22 protein-coding genes are annotated in these 19,268 nt (G+C 33.8%); 8 read left to right on the top strand and 14 right to left on the bottom strand.

Annotation, left to right across the window (positions count from 1 at the left end; all coding sequences use genetic code 11):
* Positions 1–2 precede the first annotated feature (2 nt).
* From LOK41_RS21260 to LOK41_RS21215, 10 genes are all read right to left on the bottom strand, one after another.
* Positions 3–323, bottom strand: a complete 321-nt coding sequence (locus LOK41_RS21260) for a hypothetical protein (protein ID WP_241818165.1) — start codon at positions 321–323, stop codon at positions 3–5.
* Positions 324–329: 6 nt separating this feature from the next.
* Positions 330–683 (bottom strand): hypothetical protein, encoded by a 354-nt coding sequence (locus LOK41_RS21255; protein WP_241818164.1) that lies wholly within the window; start codon positions 681–683, stop codon positions 330–332.
* Positions 649–825 (bottom strand): hypothetical protein, encoded by a 177-nt coding sequence (locus LOK41_RS21250; RefSeq protein ID WP_241818163.1) that lies wholly within the window; start codon positions 823–825, stop codon positions 649–651. Before LOK41_RS21250 ends, LOK41_RS21255 begins: the two co-directional genes overlap by 35 nt.
* Positions 825–2,597: a hypothetical protein gene (locus tag LOK41_RS21245; protein ID WP_241818162.1), complete on the bottom strand. Its 1,773-nt coding sequence runs from the start codon at positions 2,595–2,597 to the stop codon at positions 825–827. Before LOK41_RS21245 ends, LOK41_RS21250 begins: the two co-directional genes overlap by 1 nt.
* A gap of 34 nt (positions 2,598–2,631) precedes the next feature.
* Positions 2,632–3,360: a type IV secretory system conjugative DNA transfer family protein gene (locus tag LOK41_RS21240; RefSeq protein WP_241818184.1), complete on the bottom strand. Its 729-nt coding sequence runs from the start codon at positions 3,358–3,360 to the stop codon at positions 2,632–2,634.
* 29 nt (positions 3,361–3,389) lie between these two features.
* Complete coding sequence (locus LOK41_RS21235) at positions 3,390–3,638, bottom strand: hypothetical protein (RefSeq protein ID WP_241818161.1); 249 nt, start codon at positions 3,636–3,638, stop codon at positions 3,390–3,392.
* On the bottom strand, positions 3,635–4,099 hold the full coding sequence (locus LOK41_RS21230; protein WP_241818160.1) for a hypothetical protein: 465 nt from the start codon (positions 4,097–4,099) through the stop codon (positions 3,635–3,637). The genes LOK41_RS21235 and LOK41_RS21230 overlap by 4 nt, the downstream gene beginning before the upstream one ends.
* 96 nt (positions 4,100–4,195) lie before the next feature.
* Positions 4,196–4,663 (bottom strand): hypothetical protein, encoded by a 468-nt coding sequence (locus LOK41_RS21225; protein ID WP_241818159.1) that lies wholly within the window; start codon positions 4,661–4,663, stop codon positions 4,196–4,198.
* Between the two features lie 30 nt (positions 4,664–4,693).
* Positions 4,694–6,910, bottom strand: a complete 2,217-nt coding sequence (locus LOK41_RS21220) for a thioester domain-containing protein (protein WP_241818158.1) — start codon at positions 6,908–6,910, stop codon at positions 4,694–4,696.
* Positions 6,911–7,118: 208 nt separating this feature from the next.
* Positions 7,119–7,328: a helix-turn-helix domain-containing protein gene (locus tag LOK41_RS21215; protein WP_241818157.1), complete on the bottom strand. Its 210-nt coding sequence runs from the start codon at positions 7,326–7,328 to the stop codon at positions 7,119–7,121.
* Between the two features lie 101 nt (positions 7,329–7,429).
* On the opposite strand from LOK41_RS21215, the gene LOK41_RS21210 reads away from it, so the two are divergent.
* The 6 genes from LOK41_RS21210 (at position 7,430) to LOK41_RS21185 (ending at position 13,209) form a co-directional block, all read left to right on the top strand.
* Positions 7,430–7,789, top strand: coding sequence for a helix-turn-helix domain-containing protein (locus tag LOK41_RS21210; protein ID WP_241818156.1), 360 nt, complete (start codon positions 7,430–7,432; stop codon positions 7,787–7,789).
* A gap of 400 nt (positions 7,790–8,189) precedes the next feature.
* Positions 8,190–9,419, top strand: coding sequence for a hypothetical protein (locus LOK41_RS21205; protein WP_241818155.1), 1,230 nt, complete (start codon positions 8,190–8,192; stop codon positions 9,417–9,419).
* Between the two features lie 647 nt (positions 9,420–10,066).
* Positions 10,067–10,597: a MerR family transcriptional regulator gene (locus LOK41_RS21200; protein WP_241818154.1), complete on the top strand. Its 531-nt coding sequence runs from the start codon at positions 10,067–10,069 to the stop codon at positions 10,595–10,597.
* 632 nt (positions 10,598–11,229) lie between these two features.
* On the top strand, positions 11,230–12,411 hold the full coding sequence (locus LOK41_RS21195; protein ID WP_086409959.1) for a ParM/StbA family protein: 1,182 nt from the start codon (positions 11,230–11,232) through the stop codon (positions 12,409–12,411).
* Positions 12,412–12,466: 55 nt separating this feature from the next.
* Complete coding sequence (locus LOK41_RS21190; RefSeq protein ID WP_043935283.1) at positions 12,467–12,910, top strand: hypothetical protein; 444 nt, start codon at positions 12,467–12,469, stop codon at positions 12,908–12,910.
* 14 nt (positions 12,911–12,924) lie between these two features.
* On the top strand, positions 12,925–13,209 hold the full coding sequence (locus LOK41_RS21185) for an RNA chaperone Hfq (RefSeq protein WP_086409960.1): 285 nt from the start codon (positions 12,925–12,927) through the stop codon (positions 13,207–13,209).
* 199 nt (positions 13,210–13,408) lie between these two features.
* Here LOK41_RS21185 and LOK41_RS21180 read toward each other — a convergent pair whose 3' ends face one another.
* Both LOK41_RS21180 and LOK41_RS21175 read right to left on the bottom strand, forming a co-directional pair.
* Positions 13,409–13,738, bottom strand: a complete 330-nt coding sequence (locus LOK41_RS21180) for a restriction endonuclease (protein WP_241818153.1) — start codon at positions 13,736–13,738, stop codon at positions 13,409–13,411.
* Positions 13,739–13,767: 29 nt separating this feature from the next.
* Positions 13,768–14,034 (bottom strand): hypothetical protein, encoded by a 267-nt coding sequence (locus tag LOK41_RS21175; protein ID WP_241818152.1) that lies wholly within the window; start codon positions 14,032–14,034, stop codon positions 13,768–13,770.
* 257 nt (positions 14,035–14,291) lie between these two features.
* Here LOK41_RS21175 and mobQ point away from each other — a divergent pair, with 257 nt between their 5' ends.
* Together mobQ and LOK41_RS21165 are read left to right on the top strand one after the other, a co-directional pair.
* A complete protein-coding gene (mobQ, locus tag LOK41_RS21170) occupies positions 14,292–17,141 on the top strand; it encodes a MobQ family relaxase (RefSeq protein ID WP_241818151.1) in 2,850 nt (949 codons plus the stop codon).
* 18 nt (positions 17,142–17,159) lie between these two features.
* Positions 17,160–17,801 (top strand): hypothetical protein, encoded by a 642-nt coding sequence (locus LOK41_RS21165; protein WP_241818150.1) that lies wholly within the window; start codon positions 17,160–17,162, stop codon positions 17,799–17,801.
* Between the two features lie 43 nt (positions 17,802–17,844).
* Here the strand turns inward: LOK41_RS21165 and LOK41_RS21160 are convergent, their stop codons facing one another.
* Together LOK41_RS21160 and LOK41_RS21155 are read right to left on the bottom strand one after the other, a co-directional pair.
* On the bottom strand, positions 17,845–17,991 hold the full coding sequence (locus tag LOK41_RS21160) for a hypothetical protein (protein WP_241818149.1): 147 nt from the start codon (positions 17,989–17,991) through the stop codon (positions 17,845–17,847).
* A 14-nt stretch (positions 17,992–18,005) separates the two neighbouring features.
* Positions 18,006–19,052 carry a response regulator aspartate phosphatase gene (locus LOK41_RS21155; protein ID WP_241818148.1) on the bottom strand — a complete coding sequence of 349 codons (1,047 nt, stop codon included), beginning with the start codon at positions 19,050–19,052 and terminating at the stop codon, positions 18,006–18,008.
* Positions 19,053–19,268: the final 216 nt, after the last annotated feature.

Genomic DNA, 19,268 nt, shown 5'->3' with positions numbered 1-19,268 from the left:
ACCTAATATTTTCTATATAACACGACATTTTGTTTCTTTCTCTTCCGCTTATAAAAACGATATAAATCTAGTACATATGCACCTGCTTTGACGTTACACCCTCGAATAGCTGGCATGACAAGTAATCCCGTAAACATAACGAATAAAAACAATCCAAGTCCGAGTTGCGCAAAAATGTGAATGGGTAACAGATACAACACACCCCCTACACTAGGAGTGAAGAGAAGATAGTAACCTATCTCCTTCCACCCTATGCCTGTGTTGGGAATCAACTCAAATTTTGCATCTATATTCTTAGGAATATGCACTTGTTTTTTACTCATCTCGCTCTACTTCACCTTTCCTATTACAAAGTTCACAATTAAAGTCCCCATAAAAATCGCTCCCGTTACCATAAGGATGGACATCATGTCACCTTTACACTCTGCTTTTTCAGATGGGTTATTGGCAAGTTTCATTTTGATTCCTTTCCATCCAAACATACATGCTCCTACAGAAGGGGCAACGAATAAAATAATCGTGGAAACAGCATCTACAATACTTTTAATCTTTGTCTTAATCTGCTCTTCTTCACCAGCTGCAAATATAAGATTCGGAGTTAACAAGATGGTACATACCATCACAAGTGTTGCATACTGCCAAACCATTTTATTTTGTAAAAATTCTTTGATTCTTTGTTTCATTCAATCCACTCCCTTTCTTCTTTTTCAATTTCGCAAATTGCTCTCGCACATTAGACTTCGGATCAATTACAATCATTGGCTGATTACCACGTTGTTGATTCCAATGCATCATTTGGTAATATTGATATCTGCCCATGCCCACTATAGATTTCCCCCTTTTTCAATTTGTGGTTCGGTTTTTACATTTAATTTTTCTGGAAAAGTAGGAGCATCCTTTTTTTCTTCTCCTGTCTTATGCACATCTGATTTTGATTTTTCTGGTTCTATTGGTGGTTCTACGGGTGGCTTGGGCTTTTGATCTTCAATCACTTTTACTGACACTTTTGTAACAGAACGGTTTCCTGCTTTATCAGCTGCCATTACTTCTACCTGAATATCGCCTACTTTGTTCGTATCATACGCTCCCACCGTTAAAACAGGATTTGCATCTTTATTATCTTTTACTGTGACCAAATCTTGGGCTGACAATTTCCCTCCCACTTTTACTGTCGCGTTTTCTTTTGGTGTAATTACAGGTGCTTCCGTATCCTTGTTCTCCTCTGGATCAATTACTTTAACTGGTACAGTTACACTTGCTTGATTTCCAGAGCTATCTACAGCAATAACTTCAACTTGGATTTCACCAGCCTTGTTTGTGTCATACTTTCCAATTGAGACGATTGGATTTGCATCCTTATTGTCACTAACAGTCACTAAATCTTGTGCGGAAAGAATTTGACCAACTTTTACTGTGACATTTTCTTTTACAGCGATAACTGGTGCTTCCGTATCTTTATTCTCATTTGGATCTATTACCTTCACCGCAACCATGACACTTGCCTGATTTCCAGAGCTATCTACAGCAATGACTTCCACCTGTATATCTCTTGCTTTGCTTGTATCGTACTTGCCGACAGAAACAATTGGATTCGCATCCTTGTTATCACTCACAGTGACTAAATCTTGTGCGGAAAGAATTTGACCGACTGTCACTGTAATGTTCTCTTTCGCTTTTATCACAGGAGCTTCGGTATCCTTATCTGCGTTGGGATCAATGACTGGTACTGTTACCGTAATACTAGAGCGATTTCCTGCTTTATCAATGGCAACAACCTCTATCTGTATCTCTCCTACTTGATTTGTGTCGTAATTCCCATTAATCGACAATAACGGATCGTTATCCATGTTATCAGTTACGCTAACTAAATCATGTGGATTCAAATTCTGTCCTTTTTGTATTGTTAGATTCTCTTTTGCTGTCATTTTTGGTGCTTCGCTATCTATGATTGGTTTCGGCTTTTCTGGCTCTGTCGGTGGCTCTACAGGTGGTACGATAACGGGAGGTTTCGGTTTATCCCCTCCTCCATCATCTTTTGGTGGAATAATGACTGGTGGCTTAGGCTTATCGGATTCTGTTGGCAGTTCTACCGTCACCTTCGGCTTCTCTAGATTGTTTGGTGGAGTAGGTTTTTCAAGTGAAATGGATTCTTTCAAATTTGATGTATTTCCTAATGGTGTCAATATAACTGGCGGTGATGGTTCTACTTTTGGTGGTTCGATTGCAGGTGTTGGTAACTTCTCTTGCTCCACTTTCGATTTTTGATTCGTTTGAAGAATTTGTGTTAATTGTTTCGTTTCGTCTTCCGTCAAATATTTTTTTGCTGTTGCTACAATTGGTACGTTTTCTTTTTTCGTAACAGATGTTGCACCTACATGATTGATATCTTCTAGACTCGTATCCTTTTGCGCAACATCCTCTTTCTTCGGTGTTTCTTTTTCCGTTTTCTTCTCCTTTTTTACCTCTTCCGTTTTCTTTTTACTTTTTTCTTTAGAAGAAGCTTCTTCTTTACCAAAACAACCTGTGAGGGAAGACAGTGCAAGCACTGTTCCACTCACAATAGTAACTTTTTTTAAAAATGCTTGCTTTTTACTCATTTTTGTTCCTCCATTTGTCTAGTTTTCTAGTCATCTAGATATTGATTTCTACATCTTTTATCGGTATTTTCTTTGGTGGACTATATGCATGTAGTAGAATTATTTCTTCTCGCAGTAGGAATACTTCCATTTGATCGTATCCACTGATACGACTAAAATATTCCGCATCTTGCATACTATTTGTTCCAAAGAAAAGAGTCTGATCACAATTTTCTAGAATCTGATTTGCAACTTCTTTTCCATAAATTTGTTGTAGATGTGAATGAGATTGAACAATGATTGAAACACTTACTCTTTTCGATTTCATCACATTTAAAACATGCAATAGACCTGGAATGGGATACATTTCATATTCATCTAAATACAGATGTACATCTCTTTTTAGCGTTTGTTTTTGTAATACGTTGAATAATTTTTGAATTTGTTCTCCTCGCTCTTGATACGTATTTTCTAGCCCATTGACATGGATGTATAAAATGAACTTTTGTTGCTGAGGACTAGCTATTATCTCATGAAATGTTTCATCGAAATAAGGATGGAGTAAATCTAACTGTAGCACTTGATATCCCTGCTTTGACTTCGTTTGATGCGTTACATGGTACATTTCTTTCTTCATGCTCTCTATGACAATAATATTCCTTTCTTCCTGACCAACGTTTGGGTTTGTATAAAAACGAGTTTTACCTGTTCCAGTAGGACCAACTACATACACATTTGAATTGTTACCTTGTTCAAATTTTACTTCCGTAGCACCAATTAGCATCTGTTTCACCTATCCTTTTCCCTTTTTATTTACAGAAACCATATTAGTAATATAGCTATCCATGTTGGAATTGCTAGTAAACATGCATTCTCGCATCCTCTAAAAAAATTGAATGCCTCTTCTTCCACCTCATAAGAATCTTTTTGAAGCTCTTCTTGAGACGGATATTCCTTTGCACTTACCAATTTTATATTTTCTCCTTCCAAAACATAGCTTCGACTCATTCCTTCTCCGGATTTTCCAATTATAAAGGTATGTTTCATCAAAGACTTACTCATACCCGTTCTCCCATTCCTAACTCCCTTGAATATTGCTGATATATACAGTGTTTTCGAAGGATCGATAATAACGTGTCTATAATTCCCTTTCTAGTCATACCTTGTGAAGAATCTACGCTCTTAAAAATGTGATACGATGGATGTTTTTCACCAATAGCCACCATTAATTCTGAAAAGTAGCTTTCTTTTTCTCTGGCTTTCTGTAGCAATTCTAGTGTTTGTTCCGCATCTACATACAACAGTTCTCCAGACTTTTTCTGAAAATACATCATACATCCTGCTAATAGATCAATCGCTGATTCTACCCAAAAACCACCCCGCTCTGCTGGCTTTACAAACGTTCTCGCAATTGCAGTTGCCTGCATGTATTCATCAATATACAGTTTATAATTCTTTGTTTTTCCAATCGTACCACTTACAAATTGATTCTGATTTTTATTACAAATGCTTGCGTCACTCATTTTTCTCCCTACTTTCGCTTTTAATTAATCATCTCAACTGACACCCTTCATACTTTTACATCTCCCACCGACCCTTTGTCGTTGAGAATCACTCATTTACTCATTTGGAACTAATACCTTCTCTGTAAAATAAGACGTGCTTTGTGCTGGGTAATTATCCGTATTATCAAACAAATCTAGATACTGCGTCATAATGTCCATAAATTCTTCTGGCGAAATTTCCTGTGCTTCAGCGAATCCTACCCCTACATCTTTGGAATATGCATCAATTTCCCATTGTATGGTATAACCACTGTTTTCTAACAAGGAATGATTCCGTTCAAATGATACGATGCTTTCCTTATCAAACGAACATTTCACTAAATTCGTTAGATAACACGATTCTCCATTTTTTAAGGAAAGACGTTGATCCTCTAATCCTTCTGACTCAAACAATCGTTCCTGCCCTTTTTCATCAAATACTTTAAATAGGACATAGACACTCATTGAGCTCATGACATCTCCTTTGTAGGAGAATGGTTCGTTTGGTATAAATACATAATCATAGCCTAATCTATACTTCATCATGATTCCTCCTTCCACAAAACTTAGCTCTTACTCATTCGCCTTTCTATGTGAGCGATACGCACGAATTGCTACAAATCCACCTAACAACATCACTATTCCGCCAATCCACATCCAATATGGATTCTCTTCTTTACCGCCTGTTGTCGGAAGGGTTCCTTCTACTTTCTTTGGCTGTTCTACTGCTTTAACTGGCTGTACTTTCACAGGTTGCTCCACTACCTTTGGCTGTTCTGGCTTCGGTTGTGGTACATCAGGTTTTTTGGGTTGCTCTGGCTTCGGTACTTCTGGAGTTGGTTTCTTTGCATTCTTGACTGTGTGACGAATAATCTGACCATTTTCTTTTATCTCGAATGGGAATATTTCTTCATTCAATACATATCCATCTGGAGCAATCGTTTCTTTATATGTGTACTTTCCATGCCCAAGTTTGAATGTTGCAATCCCTTGCTCATTCGTCTTTCCTTTTACTACGACTTCACCTTTTTCATTAAAAATCGTAAACTCCGCATTTGGTAACTTTGTATTCCCATTTGCAATATCAACCTTCGTAATTTCTAACTCACCTTTGATTGGCTGATTCTTTGCAACTAATTCGATTGTCTTTCCTTGCTCTGTGATTTGGAAAGGGATTGGCTCTTTTGCTAAAACATAGTTTTCTAACGTTTGCTTTTCTACAAATGTGTATGATCCAAACGGAAGATTCTCTACTTTGATAAGTCCGTTATCATCTGTTGTATGTTCACTGACTGTCTTTCCTTCACTGTTTTGCAGAAGGAACTTGACACCTGCTAGTTTCTTCTCTGGATTCTCTGCATCTACTTTTAAAAGCTGAACATTTCCTTTTACTTCTTTATTTTCCACTGTGAAAGTAAGTGTCTTTCCGTTTTCTTGAATCGTAAATGGATACTTCGTATCATTTACAAGGTAACCGTCTACACCCTTAGTTTCTTTAAAGAAGTATTTGTTGAATGGAAGATTCTCTACTTTTGCAATTCCTTGCTCATTTGTTACAGTCTTTGTAACTTCTTTTCCATCTGCTGTATATACCGTGAACTCTACTTTCGGAAGAACTTTTCCACTGTCACTTAACTTTTTAATCTCGATATTTCCTTTTACTTTCGTATTTGCTACAGTGATTGTTGCGACCTCACCTGTTTTCACTTCAATTTTTTGTGGTTGGTCATTCAGTACATAACCAGATGGGCTTTTCACTTCTTTCACGGTATACGTTCCAATCTCTATATTCTGTAAAGAAGCGATTCCTTTTTCATTTGTTGTAATCGTTCCCACACTCTGTTGGTTTTGATCCCATACTTCGAACATTGCACCTGCAAGCGGTGTTTTGTTTTCATCCACTTTTAGGATTTTTAGACCACCAACAGATTTCCAAAAGACTTGAAGGTCTTGACTTACTTTCTCTTGATTGCGTTCTAACAGAACCGTCGCATCTTGAACCGTATCCGTTCCCTGATAGACAACTGCATGCTGATTCGTCAGGTTCGCCATTACTTTTAACGACAATTCTGAACTTTTGGAGAGTTTTGGTACTTGCACACGGAATTTTTCACCTAACTGGAATGTTTCTTTTGCTTCTCCCTGTTCAGTGACAATTCGTGTACCAGCTGGCACTTGATTCGTTTGAACCTTAAACTCGCCTTTCTTAGCATTTGTTTCTACTGTATACGTTGTTGTTTCAAAATACTCACCGTTTAACTGAGCTTCTTGCTTATCAGTTGGTTTCACATTCATATACACATCTTGTGTGTCTCCTGTGTGATCCGCTGCATAAGTAATGGCTTTCGTTGCACGTTCTACTTCAGCATCCTTGAACTGTAAATCATCTGCTGATAGTTGACCAAGCGCTATCCATATTGAGACCTGCGTTGCATAATGTGCCTGTTGCCAAGTGGAAACCCCTAATTGTTCGGGTGTTTTTTGTGGATAGCCATTGAGTAATACCCGATACACAACATCGTCTGTGCGTCCGATTTCAGGAAGATCATGACCATCTGGCGACTTTTTCCCATACACCAGACAATACGCAATTTGTCCACTGGCATTCTTTAGGAGTTCTGTCCGCACATCTTTTCCATACTGAGGACTGTAGGCCCATTTCATGTCATATTTCTCATGGTGGATGACCTCTGCACTAGCAGACTGAAATGGAATCAAGAAGCTGAGAACAAACATACATAAGCTCATCACGACAGCAATCGGTTTCAAATACACGAATTTTTTCATCATATAGTAGTAGCTCCTTTATGAATATGAGATTGTCAATGTGCAAAAACTGAAAAATATAAATATTCAGTCATATAAGAACAAAAAATATAATTCTTGAACAAACGTTCAATTTCCAAATTAAAGTCTTTGAAATTACTTCTTTTTTATATAAAATGTACACTGTATGTATATTCTATATATAAAAGTATACTTATCAAACTAATTAGCATTAAATAACTTTCGCTCGATAATACGTTGGAGTGAACAACTTATCTAATGGTTCATCCAAATACTCTGCGATTCTTTGTGCTCTCTTTGCAAGCACACTCTTCCTTCCCGTTTCTACATCATATAATGTAGTAAGTGGAATATCACAAGCAATCGCAACACCCTTAACACTAATACCTTTAGATTCACGTATTTCACGTATATTTGTCACATCATCACCCCCTTGTTTATATTGTATTCGGCTTAAAGCGTAATGTCAACTTAATTTTAATTAATTTTTTAACTATTTTTTAACGAAAGGGAGCGGACACTATGTTTGGTCAACGCCTTAAAGAATTACGTAAAAGTAAAAAACTAAGCATGAGGCAACTTGGAGAAGTTCTAGGTGTGAAACAAACCAATGTATCTAATTGGGAAAATGTTGGCACAGAACCTGATTACAAAACCTTAATTAGAATTGCACAATTTTTTGATGTTTCTACTGACTATTTAATAGGTAATTCTGTAGAATTCAATGATGAGGAAAGTAAAGAAAAGAGAGAAATTGCATTATTAGCTCAAACATTATATAAAGAACTTTCCAAAAATCCAGATCTCAAAAAACAAATTGAACAAGAATTAATACAATATGTTCACTTTCTAAACTATAAAAATAGAGGGAAAGGCATATAGCCTTTCCCTCTATTTTTATAGTTTCTATTACACTTAATTTCATAAGCCTAAATTTAATTCATATTTGTAAATTATCAAAAAAAACATTAAACTAATAGGTAGAAGTATCGCTTAAACAATCCCTGCTCACTAAATATAAGTTGAAAATTTAACATAATTTATGTATCATTATAATCAAAGAAAAAACCCCACCGCACAGTTTTCAATTGGTTCAGGTCGGCAAACTCGATACCAATTAAAAACTCCAAAAGATAGGGTTTTAATTCATACTATAAGTATATGTGTTTTTCTTTAATATCATTCTTGATATTAAAATTATACCATAACACATATACAATGTGAATATAAAACCTCTGTTTTTCCTGATTATTTGCGGTGGGAAAAATAGGAGGTTTTTTCTATGGTAACTAGTTTTGAAACCCTAACCGCTAGTGAACTAACTAGCGATATTGAATTGGAAACAAAAACTTTCAAGACAAACATGAAATTCAGTAAAAAAAATAAAAAATCAAAATTCCTCATGCATGGGCCAAAATTTTTTGATGAGCTTCGTATATATTTAATCAAAAATAACGAGCTTGGAGAATATGCATTGCCTTCAAGCGCATTAGCCACTTACATTTTACTCCATTATAAAGTAAATGATTTAGGGCGACTTCCTCGTGATTTTAAACTATCTAATATCGCGAACGAATCTGATATTCCGTATTCAACTATTCATACAGGTTTCCAAGCTTTGCTTCATTCTGGACTTGTTAGGGAAATTTTTATTAATGGGAAGATTCCAGTGTATGAGATTTGTAATTATGCAAGATTAAATCGTACAGCTAAAGAAACAAAAGATAATGATGGAAAACTTTCATATTTTCGAATCCCTAACTTATTGTTAGAGACTTCTATTTTAAAAGAGTTAGTTTCCCATCGTGACAGCAAAGGTATCATTGAATTTTTAGGATTATGTACCCACTTTACTCATCAATTTAAAAATAGCAAAAATTCCGTTGAAGATTATTCTTGTGTTCGTAACATGGACGGCTTAAAGGAACGTTTAGGACGCAATGCGAAAAAGGTGCGTAACTACCTAAAAATCATCTCGCCAATTTTTAAATTTGATGCTACTACAAAAAAGGTTCGTAACCCACGTAATGGACGGATAGCTCGTATACGTGAGAAGATTCAGCAAATTGTTATTACTCAATTTACGGTTCATATGAATCCTGCATGTGTGATTGAAAATGACCGAGCTGAAATCAGACAAACTGAAGCTAAAATGCGTAAAGAAGCAACAGCCCGTCTTGAATCCATTGGCATAGCATTAACCAATAAAGATCGTAAAGACATTGTTGTATCTTATAAAGGAGAAGTATCACGAATCGCTACATATATTAAAAACAAACAACTTCGTGATGATTTTATGACTTATACCATGAGTTATGCAATGGATCAATGTGAAAGTTTCTTAGCACTTGGAGAAAAGATAAAATCAATCGGTGGCATGATACGAGCGAAACTGCGTGAATCGTTTATTCCATGGGCGGAACGATATTTAGACGATGATACACGTCATGCACTTGTACTGGAACTCATTTCTCATGATATTGATGTACCTGATGCATTCCGACTTACTTAAATTTTAAAAATGAATAGATTATGAGCCTTGTTCAAAAAAATTACTAAGGACAGGGCTATTTGTTATGTTGAAATAAAGTAGATAATCTTTCTATTACCCTATAATTCAAAAAACAGTAGGTTTGATTTTTCTTCCCCTACTGTTTTTTAATACTTCCAAATACTAAATTACGTCTAAATACTTGTGGAATTGTTAGTAATTTATTAATTAAATTGTGTAAACCTTAGTATATTGTTATAAAGCTTGTGTAAATCTGAATAGTTCGTAGTTGTAGTTATGGATAAGTTGGTATTCCGATTCAATTTTTCAGACAATTTATCTAGCCCTAGAGCCACAAGAGTTTCCAAAGTTTTCTTTTTATCTATATAGTATTTGTATCTTTTATATTATTATTGAAAATTTTATATAGTAATTGAAATTATTACTTAATAGATGAATCTATACATAAACAAATGGAAAATTAATAAAAACTATCTTTCTTCATACATTTAAAATTTTATAGGGAACTTTGACAAACCTCGTAAATAGAATTAAAACTTTTAGGGAAATTCGACTAGTTTTAGCGAAGCACAAGGGTTTTCATAAATCCCTCAGAATTGCTACAGCAACTGACTTAATCTCTAAAACTTTAATTAGGAGTTGATTGTATGAGTCAAGTAATTTCATTACAACGTCCATTAAACAGTTCGGACGTTGCACACAAACTAAACATACCCCCAAGTACTTTGCGGACGTATACAGTACAATTCAGACGCCTTGGACACAGTTTTAGCAAGAAGAATGGCCGAATATTATATTCAACCTGTGATGTAGAGCTATTTAAACAGATGATGAAGTTACATGCACAAGGTTTTGGGACGATTTCCGAATGTGTTTTAAACGTTTTAAACGTCCACAACAACGTTGTAAACATTTCAAACAATAGTGAGGACACAATGGACAACGTGGACAAACAAAACAAACAATGTAAACAAGTTAAGCAACCTGAGAACGCCTCTTCACCAATTGACACAGCAAATGAGATAGCAAAGATCAAGGAAGAAATGGAAGCATTACGAAAATATGTCGATGAAAGTATAAAAAAACGAGATGAATTGTTGCTGCAAACATTGCGAGAAGTATTAGAAACAAAACAACAGAAGAAAAAAAAGAAACGATGGTGGCAATTCTGGAAGTAAATCAACTAACCCCAATCCCTTCCAGTCTTGGAAGGGACTCGCTCGGCGCTTGCCAGGCAAACAGGTTGGGAAGATCTTTCAACCTATTTGCAATAGGTTCTAGCGTTTGGGATAGACGAATCTGTCCATTCCTTATCCTCCCTCGCAAAGAATGCTCAGTCCGGTATCATGGACAGATACCATGTGTACGCTACTATTGTTTGATAGTGAGAATAATAGGTTTTAAAAATAAGGAATTCTCCAAGTATGATGGAGGGTTCCTTATTTTTTGTTCGATTAATACGGGGAATGACTACAATTTATATGGAGACAAAAAACGGTCATGCAATAGAAACAACCTTCATGAAATTTTGCATCTACACACTCCCTACATTCAAAAAACTTGCACGGAATGAAACGTGCAAATACGGAATAAAATTTATACTCATTTCATGGAAAACAAAAATAAAAATAGAACCTCGGATAAAATTTATTTCTGTTTTACATAAAAATAAAATACAAATAGAATAAATTTTATTCTATTTGTATTGAAAACGGAATAAAATTGAAGTATAATAAGGATATAAGAAAAAAGAAATAAATTTTATTTTTTATAGTTGTTATTTAGAATAAAAATGGTAGGAGGAACTGAAATGACGAATGAAAATCTTAGTGTGGTAGAAAAAATTAAAGTGAATGTGGAAGCTGATCTCGGAAATAGTAATTTAAAAATTTTTATTAATGATGAATACGTAACTGTACCGAATGTCTTTCAACGTGTTCATGGGGGAATGGATGCCTATGAATCTGATGAAAATAAGAATGTACTAAATTTATTGGAAAATTTATATGTTCATGTATCTAGTAGTGCAATTAAAAGGAATGGAAGTTTTTTAATCGGGAAACGTGCCATGCAAAACTCTGAAAAAATGAAAGCGATGAATATTAAGATTGCCAATAAACATGAAGAAGATCTTCCAATTATTAATACATTAAGTGTTATTGGAGCAAAAATGATTCAAAAAGTATATAAAGAGACAAAAGCGATTCCTGATGTATTGAATATAGATATAGATTTAATAACTGCTATTCCTGCAAGTCAACATACCCCTAAGACAGCTCAATTCCTTGTAAACAGATTTACAGAGAATAAACATGTGGTAATCATCTATGTCGGTGACAGACCTATCACAGTACAAGTTGAATGCTCTAAAGTACGAGTTACAAAGGAAGCATTAGCAGCGTTATATGCGATTACAGAAGCTCCAGATGAAATGTTCAAAGAGTTTCAGGAACTATACAAAGATCGTTTAGATAATAAAGAGATTACAGGAGACTTTTTTAAAGATAAAAAAATTCTACATACGGATATTGGTGAAGGAACAAGTGAGTATATTTTTACCGATGGTTTAAGTCCAGTCTTAGACAGTTGTTCTGGTGAAAGAAGAGGAATTGGTCATGCAATTGAAGAAGCGTGTGCCTTGTTAAATAAAGAAAGAACAACTAATTTTAAGAGACAGCAATTTACTGAAATTCTTTTAAATAAAAATGATAAATACTATGAGGATGCATCCGAATTTATATACAATACAAGATTCGAACAAGCGGAATTAATTCAAGAAGATATAGAAGATAAATTCACGAATGCTACAGGCGGTCAGGCTGAGGTATTAGCTGTGTACGGAGGTGGTAGTATTTCGTTGAAAGAAGAATTATATGATGAATTATTAAGGTTGTGTAAAAGAACGGGTATGATGTTATTATATGTTCCAGAAAAATATGCAATAGAATTAAATCCAAAAGGTATGAATGTTTTGAGAAAAATCATTGATTAAAAAAACAAATATCAAAGTAGAAAAATACGTCATATATGTAAAAAGGTGAGTTGAAATGAAACAAGAACAATATAATTGGAAATTTAAAAAGATGACAGATGATCCAAGTTTTAAAGAGTGGCATAGTAACCAAGATAATATCTCACACTCATTGAATACATTGGTTAGCTTTATCATTCGTTTAATTGGAACAGGTGATTTAGGAAGTTTCGATAATCAAACAAAACTGCAACAAGTTTTATTACTACAAGATGAATCATTTATTAATGCCGTTGCGAAGAGAGTTAATACTCGTTCATCAAGTAGCTTTGTTGATACAGATCAGGAAAGAATAGATGAAAAAACAGTATTAAAAGAAATGAGTACAGAAGCTTCGAACCAGCAAATTCAAACAATAGAACAAGAAGCTCAAAAGATGATAAAAGAAGAACATTCAACAGAAAACAATAATCTAGAAACATATGAAGAAGTAAAGAAAAATGCGAAAAACTTTTTTTGAAAAGGAGAATGGTTATGTACTATAAATTAGATTTTTTACTGCAATACTTAGATCATAAAGAAATGCCTTGTACGTTTGTTTTACAAGGTGGAAAAGTGGTGAAAGGCATCGTAGATGGTCGAGATGAATATACAATTTATGTGCAATCTGAGGAAAAGACACATTGTTTGTTTAAGGGTTCGATTATGGATATTATTCCTGCGGAAAAATTGGATTTAAAAGCAATCCAAGCCATCACATATAAATGGAATACTGAACAAAAGAAACAGGAAAAATCGCAAAAAAATAATATATTTTAGTTTCAAGCAATTCTTAATAAAAAATCCCTGTATCTAGAATTTTATTTCTAGGTACAGGGATTTTTACTTATATGAATCAATAGCCGATTATGAATTATGATAAGTTATCAAGAGTAGTTACTCTCAAACAGATTCAATAAAACATAAGTTGTAGTTTTCATGAATATAGCGTCTTTCGAAAATAAGATGAGTGAAACGATTATAATGCAACTGGAGAAGAATGATTTATAGTTTGGTTGTTTTCATCTAAAGATAAATGCTCATTTGTTTTTTGTTCATTTGGAAATGTGTTTTCAATTTTTTCATTCACACGTACAGAAATAGATTCAAATAATGCTTCTCGATCCTCGATAGATAGATGCTCAATATTGAAATATTTTTCTGTTAGTTCACCAGTATCCTTACACAACTTTTCTCTTTTTTTCTTTTCCTCAATTTTCATTTTTCTTTTTAATTCTTGTTTTGCTTTCTTGAGTTGTTCTTCTTTTTCTAAAAGTGCTTTTAATTTCTCCTCGGTTTTATTACTCATATCATTCACCACCATATAAGATATTTTGTTTATATACTAGGATTTTCTTTTTTTCGAAAACGACTAGGTGTATTTGCTTTAATGTAGTTAGAAAAAATTTTAAAAACTTCTTCTCGATCTTCAACGGTCATGTGATACATATCGAAATATTTTTCGCATAATGCACCAGTTTCTATTAGTCGTTTCGTTCGTTTTTTTCTATCATGCTGTCTATCTTGGAATTGTAATTCTCTCTTTGTAATTTTTAAGTACTCTAGTTCTTTTTCGATTTTCTTTAGTTCTGTTTCATGATTCATCTTCTATCACCTGAATTCAAATAGTTAGAAAACTATGTATATCAATTATAATTTGTGTGGATAATAAAATCAATAAAAATAATTCAGAAAATTATAGAAAGAAAGAAGAAAAGATGGTAAAATATTCACTGTAATCTCGTTACAGTGCGCACTTACACAAACTTTCAGTTTGTACGTTTTAACATCCGAAAGACTTCGGATGTTCCCTGCGGGGCATATGTAGTGGATATATCGAATTTGAGGAGGTGAATAAGGATATGGCGATTTATCATTTGAAAGTAAAAACAGTTTCAAGAAAAAAAGGTCAAAACGTTGTAGCGAGTGCTGCATATCGTAGTGGTGAGTCTTTATATTGTGAACGTACGAAAGAAACAAAATATTACTCTCGAAGTGTTCAACCAGAAACCCATATCCTTGCACCTTCTCAAGCACCATCATGGGTTTTTAATCGTCAAGATTTATGGAATGAAGTTGAGCGTTTTGAAAAAAGAGGTAACAGTCGTTTAGCAAGAGAAGTGGTTGTAGCGATTCCGAAGGAATTATCAGAAGAAGAACAAAGAGAACTCGTATTGTCGTTTGTACATGATACATTTGTTCAACAAGGAATGATTGCAGATGTTGCCATTCATCGTGATGATAAAAATAATCCACATGCACATATTTTACTGACAACTCGTGAGATTTCTCAGGATGGATTTGTAAAAAAGAAAAATAGAGATTGGGATAAGAAAGAGAATTTAATTGCATGGAGAGAGTCATGGGCGAAGTATGCCAATCAATCTTTAGAAAAAGCAAATGTGGAAGAGAGAATTGATCATCGTTCGTATGAAGAACAAGGAATTGAATTGTTACCCACAAAACATGTAGGTTATAAAGAGCATCAACTAGAGAAACAAGGAATTCGTACAAAAACAGGTGAGTATAATCGTCGTGTTCAAGCATATAATCAACGTTTAATTTCATTACAAGAAAAGCGTCAATCTTTACTCAAAGAACGTCAACAAAATGAAACTGATTCTATTAAGAACATAGAAATATCGGTAAAAGGATATCATGCACTTGATAAAAAGATTATTCTCCTAAATAAACAAAATGAACGTTTACAAGATCCTAAATCAAAAGATAAAGTACAGTCTTATACATGGCTAAAAGAACAAATTGAAAAATCAGCATATAGACAGTTAGAAGAGAAAAGATTACACGTTTATATACAAGAACAACCAGTGGAATTACAAGGAGAAGTTTCCGTTCGAATGTTTGAAAAAATGAAAGAAATTCAAACAGATGATATGGTTTCACTTGTAGAAGCGGTAGAACGTGATATGGTAATGGAAAAAGTAGAAAAACATATCAAACAATCTGTCACGTATGATCGTCTACAATCACATCAAATGTTGTTAGATAGATGGGAAAAGAGTTTAACAAAACAGAAGAATGATGGACGCATTTTAGAAGAACGATATGTGTCACAAATGAATTCTCTTCAAGAGCAAAGAGAAGATACAAATCAAGCAATTAGTTGGTATGAAGTGCAAGCGATGTCGTATCTAACTCGCCAAGGATATGGTGTGTATCTCCGTGAATGGAGTGAAGATAAACATTCGAAAATTTCACTTCAAATTGTGGAAGAAATGAAGCAACAACCAACGCTTTCAATGGGTATGATTGTTCAACGAGTCAAAGAAAATGAAATCTTGGCTCAAGCTCAAATCATTACAAGAAAAGACCTAACGATTGATTCCATTGATATGCGTAGAAAGCAATTGCATAAGTGGAAAATGTCTGAACAAAAACAAAATCGTTCAGAACGTGTTGAACAGATTATTGAGCAAGCAAAAGTATTAGCGAAAGCACGTGTGATTTTGTTAGAACGTTGTAAACAAGAAATTGAAAAATACCCACAAACTCAAACTTATATTCAATCTTTAGGGGCTACAGAGAGTAGTTCTGTAATGAGTAAGTGGTTTAGCTGGAAGCATGATATAGGAAGAGAACTAACAGAAGAAGAAAGTATGGCATATGTCACAAAAATAGCGATACAACAGCAAGAAGAAAACGTGTTGCAAGAAGCGAAAAAAGTGCTAAGAAAAGAAACAACGTATCACAATATTTCTGTGGCAATCGATCAGTTGCAAGAGCAATTAGCCGAAACACCGATTAGACAATTTTTAAATCAGGCAAGAACGCAAAAAATGGCATATGAACTGGCGATTGAACGAGCTGGAACTTATAATGAGTTATCTTCGAAGTGGAGAAAAACACGTTCAGATCAATATCAATTAGAGGAATTGAAAAATTGGTTAAGTGAAAAAGGCATCGATGTAAATCGTATGTCTTATAGTCTTCAACAAATGAAATGGAATGTTGAAAAATTGGAAAAAGAGGCACTGAGAAAAGAGCGGATAGTGAATGTACAGTTACCACTTTTCCAACAGGCAAAAAAGGTATTAGAAGAACAAGCAATTCGCTATGTAGGAGAAACATATACAGAGTTGAAAGATATCTATATTCATAGCCACTTATTAAGTATGGAAGAGCGTAAGGTATTTGTTCATATGAAAGAATGGAATGAAGAATGCGGTACAGTATATGACTTTATGAAACGACAAATTCGTTTGCAAGAAATACAAGATACCGTTATTAAGAAAAAGTTAAATATACAACAAAATATTTCAAAGGTATCTTCAGTAGTAAGAAGGCTTGAAAAAGTCCAACATGCAGAAACAGTATTGGAAAAAGCTGAAGAAACAAAGAGAAATTTAGAAACAAAAGGAAATGTATTTAAGCGTGTTGTGATGAGAGATCAAGAATTAATCGAACAGTATAATGTTGCACAAGAAAAGATTGAAAAGGCAAAAGAAATATTGCAAGAAAAACATCAGGTATCAAAAGAAAATTGGGAAGATAGACAAGAACAATTACGAGAACTGAAGCAAGAATTAGGTGATTTGCGTGATAAAGAACATCGTTTAGATGGTTTGCTTGAAGTGTCTAATATATTAGAACGCACACGACAAAAAATGCGTCAGGAAGCAAAACAACGAGAATATGAACATCAACAAGAAATGAGAAAACAGAAAATGAAAAGTAGGGGATTTGAACGATAAAAGGAGAGGATGGATAGCATGAAAAATGTGAAAATGTTGTATAGTGTCATAGGTGTGTTACTCGTTGTAGTGGGCATTATGGTGGGAGTCATCGTTACAAAAAGCGGTGATTCTCCTGATGCACAGAAAGTTGCAAAACAAGATATACAGCAAGAGCAAAAAAAGGAAGGGACTAAGAAGAAACTTTCATCTCAAGATGTGCAATTAGTGGAGCAACGTACAAAGGAATACTTAGATAAGTATTTATTTAAGAAAGATATCAAAATTACTGATGAGGTTGTAAAAGGGGTACAACAGAGCTTTTTATCCAAACGAGTTCAAGAAGAGCTAGTACCAAAATACCCTTATCTTGCAGATTGGAGGGATGCAACGCAAGAAGGTGGGATTCAAACATTTCAAGTATTAGATAAATATAGTCAAATTGATCAGCCCAATCAAACGATAACAACTTATGTGAAATACAATAATCCTGCTGATGTATACGGGCAAACAGTAGATATTGAATTTTGGATTGAATGGATACAAGAGAATAAAGAGTGGCGAATTAACAGTAGTTCAAACTGGATTAATTTATCTACAGGAGAAATGCTTCCAGAAGCAAAACCAATTTCAAATAATAAGCGCACGATTTTAAAAGAGGGGAGAGAAATTCGATTTTAAGTCAAAAAAAAACGGTATGGAAAATACCGTTTTTTTGATTGTCTTAAATTCCTTTACCGTGACTGTATTGGACAAGAACGGTATTTGATTTTTGCTCAATTCCAATTTCTTTGAAATTGAGGTTAGATAATCCTAATGAAAATACTCCAATACTCATTATTGTAAGAATGATAATTTTCGCTTTTTTCATTTTAATTCCCCCAGTTAGGTAAACATTTTTTTGATTGCATAACTTTTATAAAAGAATTCGTTAGACTTTTCTGGATTATTTTCATTGAGATAACGGATTGCTAGCTCTTCACTATATAATTGAATTTCTCTCCATAATTTATGTTGTTCTAGATATTCTATAGCTTTGGTTATAATGATTTCCAATTTTTCTACAGGTATATTCTCAATGAAAGCAATTAAAATATTGTAATGATGTTTATATTCTTCATTAGCATATTGCATACCTTTCTGTAAATACTTTAATGCTTGTGAATTACTATTTGTTTTATAGTATTCACGGGCTAATAAATACATTGTTTTGTAGTCTTTTTCATTTTCAAAAGAATTTAAGAAGTACTCTATTGCCGAGTCGGGACGGTTTTGCTCAGAATAGAGTAATCCCAAATTGTATTTTACTTTTAAAACCAACTGTTGCTCATTGCATATTTGGAATGTATCAATAGATGAAAGTAAAAACTTTTCAGCTAATTGCCACTTTTCTAATGTTGTATAGGACATTCCTAACGTGTTTTCGCATGCAGCTACCTTTATTGTGTAGTCTGTCGATTGAGAAAAATAACTAATACAATTATTGACGTGATAGATTGATAAAATTGGATCATCTAAGTAGTAATAATAAAGAGAAGAGCGATAGTTGAATTCTGCCACTTCACATTCATCTTCTATAAATGGTAGCATTTTTTTTGCAGTATCAAAATAGCATTGCGCTTGTTGATAATCCCCAGTGTTCATTCTATGTATAAATTTAAAAAAATTATAATAATAACTGAGTTTATGGTCATTAGAGAAATCAGATGTTTGTAGCTCTAAATCATGTTCATATTCTTCTAATAAAATTGTATATCTAAAATGAAATAATAGATATAGAGTATATAATGTTTTGTCCTCTTTAAAAATGGAACTATCAATGGAATGATAGTATTCGGTAGCTTCTTTTACATGTTGTTTGCGGATTAATGAATACCAAATGTCTAATTGGTTGAAAAGTTGGTTTTTAGAATTCGTTTGTACTAATTTCATTTAAACGCTCCTTTTTGAACAATCTTAATAACCAGGTCTCTTTATTATAGTATATAAATAATTTTTATAATATTGAGAAAAATAATTCGCAAAAAAATATAGGCATACATTAAAATTTAAATAACACCTCCGGTTTCGAAGTCCATGAAAATTAAGGCAATTTGATAATTGACAACCAATTACTTAATTTAGTGTAATTTTTTTAGGATGAATAAT

It is taken from the genome of Bacillus sp. TL12 (genome assembly GCF_022625245.1).
Classification (GTDB): domain Bacteria; phylum Bacillota; class Bacilli; order Bacillales; family Bacillaceae_G; genus Bacillus_A.
This window is presented reverse-complemented; position numbering and strand designations above follow the sequence as displayed.

What these genes read in the sequence shown, in the direction of transcription:
- LOK41_RS21185 (WP_086409960.1), top strand. Translation starts at nt 12,925, where the DNA reads ATGTACTATAAATTAGATTTTTTACTGCAATACTTAGATCATAAAGAA.
- LOK41_RS21260 (WP_241818165.1), bottom strand. Translation starts at nt 323, where the DNA reads ATGAGTAAAAAACAAGTGCATATTCCTAAGAATATAGATGCAAAATTT.
- LOK41_RS21205 (WP_241818155.1), top strand. Translation starts at nt 8,190, where the DNA reads ATGGTAACTAGTTTTGAAACCCTAACCGCTAGTGAACTAACTAGCGAT.
- LOK41_RS21190 (WP_043935283.1), top strand. Translation starts at nt 12,467, where the DNA reads ATGAAACAAGAACAATATAATTGGAAATTTAAAAAGATGACAGATGAT.
- mobQ (WP_241818151.1), top strand. Translation starts at nt 14,292, where the DNA reads ATGGCGATTTATCATTTGAAAGTAAAAACAGTTTCAAGAAAAAAAGGT.
- LOK41_RS21210 (WP_241818156.1), top strand. Translation starts at nt 7,430, where the DNA reads ATGTTTGGTCAACGCCTTAAAGAATTACGTAAAAGTAAAAAACTAAGC.
- LOK41_RS21155 (WP_241818148.1), bottom strand. Translation starts at nt 19,052, where the DNA reads ATGAAATTAGTACAAACGAATTCTAAAAACCAACTTTTCAACCAATTA.
- LOK41_RS21220 (WP_241818158.1), bottom strand. Translation starts at nt 6,910, where the DNA reads ATGATGAAAAAATTCGTGTATTTGAAACCGATTGCTGTCGTGATGAGC.
- LOK41_RS21165 (WP_241818150.1), top strand. Translation starts at nt 17,160, where the DNA reads ATGAAAAATGTGAAAATGTTGTATAGTGTCATAGGTGTGTTACTCGTT.
- LOK41_RS21195 (WP_086409959.1), top strand. Translation starts at nt 11,230, where the DNA reads ATGACGAATGAAAATCTTAGTGTGGTAGAAAAAATTAAAGTGAATGTG.
- LOK41_RS21255 (WP_241818164.1), bottom strand. Translation starts at nt 683, where the DNA reads ATGAAACAAAGAATCAAAGAATTTTTACAAAATAAAATGGTTTGGCAG.
- LOK41_RS21240 (WP_241818184.1), bottom strand. Translation starts at nt 3,360, where the DNA reads ATGCTAATTGGTGCTACGGAAGTAAAATTTGAACAAGGTAACAATTCA.
- LOK41_RS21230 (WP_241818160.1), bottom strand. Translation starts at nt 4,099, where the DNA reads ATGAGTGACGCAAGCATTTGTAATAAAAATCAGAATCAATTTGTAAGT.
- LOK41_RS21200 (WP_241818154.1), top strand. Translation starts at nt 10,067, where the DNA reads ATGAGTCAAGTAATTTCATTACAACGTCCATTAAACAGTTCGGACGTT.
- LOK41_RS21160 (WP_241818149.1), bottom strand. Translation starts at nt 17,991, where the DNA reads ATGAAAAAAGCGAAAATTATCATTCTTACAATAATGAGTATTGGAGTA.
- LOK41_RS21225 (WP_241818159.1), bottom strand. Translation starts at nt 4,663, where the DNA reads ATGAAGTATAGATTAGGCTATGATTATGTATTTATACCAAACGAACCA.
- LOK41_RS21175 (WP_241818152.1), bottom strand. Translation starts at nt 14,034, where the DNA reads ATGAATCATGAAACAGAACTAAAGAAAATCGAAAAAGAACTAGAGTAC.
- LOK41_RS21235 (WP_241818161.1), bottom strand. Translation starts at nt 3,638, where the DNA reads ATGAGTAAGTCTTTGATGAAACATACCTTTATAATTGGAAAATCCGGA.
- LOK41_RS21245 (WP_241818162.1), bottom strand. Translation starts at nt 2,597, where the DNA reads ATGAGTAAAAAGCAAGCATTTTTAAAAAAAGTTACTATTGTGAGTGGA.
- LOK41_RS21180 (WP_241818153.1), bottom strand. Translation starts at nt 13,738, where the DNA reads ATGAGTAATAAAACCGAGGAGAAATTAAAAGCACTTTTAGAAAAAGAA.